The sequence below is a fragment of the Nakamurella sp. genome (assembly GCF_048594475.1).
Lineage (GTDB): Bacteria > Actinomycetota > Actinomycetes > Mycobacteriales > Nakamurellaceae > Nakamurella.
The window spans coordinates 1-3,557 of sequence record NZ_JBMDXT010000525.1 but is presented as its reverse complement, the minus strand read 5'-3'; the positions used below and the strand labels follow the sequence as shown (position 1 = coordinate 3,557).

Genomic DNA, 3,557 nt, shown 5'->3' with positions numbered 1-3,557 from the left:
TCTTGAAATCGACGATGATCAGGCTTCCGTCGGGGGCCCGATCGATCCGGTCCGCCCGACCCTTGACCCGTACCGGCCGGGTCGGCCCGGCGGGCCGGATCGGCGGCGGCGGACGCCGGTCATGCCCGGCGTCGGTCGCGGGATCGACGACGTCATCGGTTCCACCGGATGCCTCCGGCGGGTGGCCCCCGCCGGGCGGCGCCGCGACGGTCCGCGGCAGCCAGGCCGAGAGCGCCGCCTCGGTCGCCACCGGACGGCGGTCGGCCGGAAGCTCGGCGAGCCAGGTCTGAGCGGCCGTGAGCATGGTCTGCAATGCCCGCCGGGTCCGCGCGATGAGCCACGGCGGCAGCCCGGTCGGCTGCGCCAGGAACCGCTCCATCTCGGCGTCCAGATCGGTCCGGGACACGCCGCGGGCCAGCCCGTCGACCAGGGCGTGCATGACCACGCCCTCGATCTGTTGCTGGCTGGTCGCCGACCGACCCCCGCGGCGTTCCAGCACCGCCCGCAACGGGCAGCGCAGGACCGACTCGACCGCCGACGGTGACACGGTGACCGGCGCCTGCGGGGCAACGGGCGGCGCGGCCGTGGACGGACCGGCCAGGCCGTACCAGTCGCGCGGGTGGGCACCGTCGACGCCGGCGGCGGCCAGGCGCGCCAGCTGCCGGGCCGCATGCTCGACGCTCTCCTCGGGGGCCGCCGGGTCGGTCACCGCCCGACGCAGGTCGGCGACCAGGTGCGCCAGCTGGAGGCTGCGACGCGGTGTGCCGTCGGGCCGGGACGGCCATCCGTGGGCCGGCTCCGCCCCGGCCAGCTCGAGCAGGAACCGGCTGGGCAGCGTGTCCTGGTCCCGGACGCTGCTGGCCACCAGACGGCGCCGCGCCCGGGTCGCGGCCACGTAGAACAGGCGACGCTCCTCCTGCAGCGCCTCCCCCGGCCCGCCGGCGGGCTCGGCACCGGCCACACCGTCCTCGGCGTCCAGCAGGTCGTCGAGCCCGAGCAGGCTCTGCGGCCGGCGCTGGACGGGCCAGCATCCCTCGCTGACCCCGGCCAGGCAGACCACGTCCCACTCCAGCCCCTTGGCAGCATGCGCCGACAGCAGGGCCACCCCGTGGACCGGCCGGCCCTCGCCGGTGGACGGCTCGACCGCGATGCGCCGGTCGACCGCCTGGTCGACGAACGCCCGGACCCCGGCGTACGGCAGCCGTTCGGCGAGCTCACCGGCCAGGTCGAACAGGGCCAGCACGGCATCCAGGCTGCGGTCGGCCCGCTGCCCGGCGCGCCCGCCCCGGAGGCTGGCCGCGAGCAGGTCGTCGGCCAGGCCGAGCCGCTGCCACACCAACCACAGCGGCACCCGCGGATCGGGCTCGGCGGCCACGGAACCGACGAGGTCGAGCAGACCACGAGCGGTCAGCACCGGATCGCGCAGGTCGGCGGGCAGGTCGTCAGGCAGCGGCGCCCCCAGCACCGCGGCGGCCACCAGATCGGCCGTCGGTCCGGCGGACAGGTGCGTCGCTCTCAACCGGCGGCGCAGCCGCCGCACGCCGTCCGCGTCCAACCCGATGCCCGGGGCGGCGAGCAGATCGACCGCCTGCTCGCCGGTCAGATGCTGGCGGTCCAGCCCGAACCTCAGGATCGCCAGGAGCGCGCGGGCCACCGGATCGTCGACGGCGGGGTCGACCAGCCCGGCGGCGCAGGGCACCCCGGCCGCGGCCAGCGCCCTGCGGATGGCCGGCAGGTCACGCGACGGCGAACGGACCAGGACGGCCATCCGCGACCACGGAACCCCGCCGCGCAGGTGGGACCGGCGCAGCTCGTCGGCCAGGAAGGCCGCTTCGCCGGCGGGGGTGGGGAACGTTCGCACCACCACGTCGCCGTCCGGTGTCGGCGGCCCGGCGGCGGTCGGCCCGCCGTCGCCCGTGGGGACATCGCCCGCCGCGCGGCGCGCGCCGCCCGCGTCGGCCTCGCCGACGGCCAGCTCGCGGTGTGGCCAGCCGCCCGGCAGGGCGGCGGCGACACGTCGGGTCGCGGCCAGCACGGCCGGGGCGAGCCGGTGCGAGATCGTGAGCGAGACGGTGGCGTCGACCTCGATCCGGCGCATCGCCCCCGGTTGCGACCCGCGGAAGGCGTAGATCGACTGGTCCGGGTCGCCGAACACCACCAACTCGTCAGCACCCGAGGCCAGCCGCTCGATCAGCCGCGCCTGGGCGGGATCGACGTCCTGATACTCGTCGACGAACAGGCGTCGGACCCGCCCCTGCTCCTGCGCCAGCACCGCGTCGTCGGCGAAGAGGGCGAGCGCGGCCCGGGTCAGCTCGGCCTGGTCCAGCGCCGGCCCCAGGCCGGCGGTGCCCTGGCGCAGGTCGGCGACGTCCTGGTATTCCCGGGCGAACCGGGCCGCGGCCTGCCACTCGGGCCGGCGCCGGCGCCGGCCCAGTTCGGACAGGCGCCCGGGCGTGATGCCGCGCTCGGCGGTCCGCAGCATCAGGTCGCGCAGCTCGGCCGCGAACGACGGCGAGGCCAGCGCCGGGCGGAGCGATTCCGGCCAGCCGCCGCCGCCGTCGCTCAGATGGCCGGCGAGCAATTCCCGCACCACCTGGTCCGACTCGCCGGCCGCCAACAACCGGGGTACCGCCTCACCGGCCACCGCCGCCTGTCGGCGCAGCACGGCGAACGCGTAACCGTGCAGGGTCCGCACGATCGGCTCGCGGGTGGTGACCCCCAGCCGCTGGGTGATCCGGGCGGTCAACTCGGCGGCGGCCCGGCGCGAGAAGGTGAGCACCAGGATCTGCTCCGGAGCGACCCCGCGACCGGTGATGCGCTCGGCGACCGCCTCCACCAGCGTGGCCGTCTTGCCCGTTCCGGGCCCGGCCAGCACCCGCAGGCGACGCGCGGTGTTGGCGATGACGGCCCGCTGCTCATCCGTCGGCGGCACCACCGACGCCGGGGTCGGCCGCCGCAGGCGCAGGTCGGCCGCGGGCCCCGGCGCCGCCTCCGGCGCGCTGAGCAACTGGCTGGACATCATGACCACGATCCCACCACGGACCTCCGACAGTGCCGCACGACATGGACACGGACGACTCGGCACCCCGGGAGGACGGCCGCCCGCCCGCGCGCGGAACGGCCGGCCCGGGCCGGACACCGGCGGCCGGGTGGGTCCGGCGCCCGGCAAACCGGAGGAGACTGATCGGCGTGGACATGGAACTGGCGCACCGGATGCTGGACACCGTCGCGGCCATTCCACCGGGCCGGGTCAGTACGTACGGGGATGTGGCGGCCCGGGCCGGCAGCCGGTCACCGAGATTGGCCGGTTTCGTGCTGTCCCAGCTGGCCGACGAGGGCACTCCCTGGCACCGGGTCCTGCGCAGCGACGGCACTCCAGCCCCCCACCTGGCCCCGGAGCAACTCGCCCGGTTGCGCGCCGAGGGTGTGCCGGCGGTCGCCGGCCGGGTGGACCTGCGCCGCTACCGCTGGGTCGAACGACCGCCCGGGTGAGGCCCGGTGGTGGGCGGGGGGGGCGCCCAACCCGAGAACACCCGCCGACCCGGGCCACCGGACAC

The 3,557-nt window shown here is 76.8% G+C and carries 2 protein-coding genes; one reads left to right on the top strand and one right to left on the bottom strand.

Translation table 11 applies throughout. The features are described from left to right. A partial coding sequence (locus tag ACOJUF_RS23670; RefSeq protein ID WP_420124265.1) for a UvrD-helicase domain-containing protein occupies positions 1–3,019 on the bottom strand: 3,019 nt, incomplete at its 3' end. A 170-nt stretch (positions 3,020–3,189) separates the two neighbouring features. Here ACOJUF_RS23670 and ACOJUF_RS23665 point away from each other — a divergent pair. After that, complete coding sequence (locus ACOJUF_RS23665) at positions 3,190–3,492, top strand: MGMT family protein (protein WP_420124264.1); 303 nt, start codon at positions 3,190–3,192, stop codon at positions 3,490–3,492. The last annotated feature ends 65 nt before the right edge of the window (positions 3,493–3,557 follow it).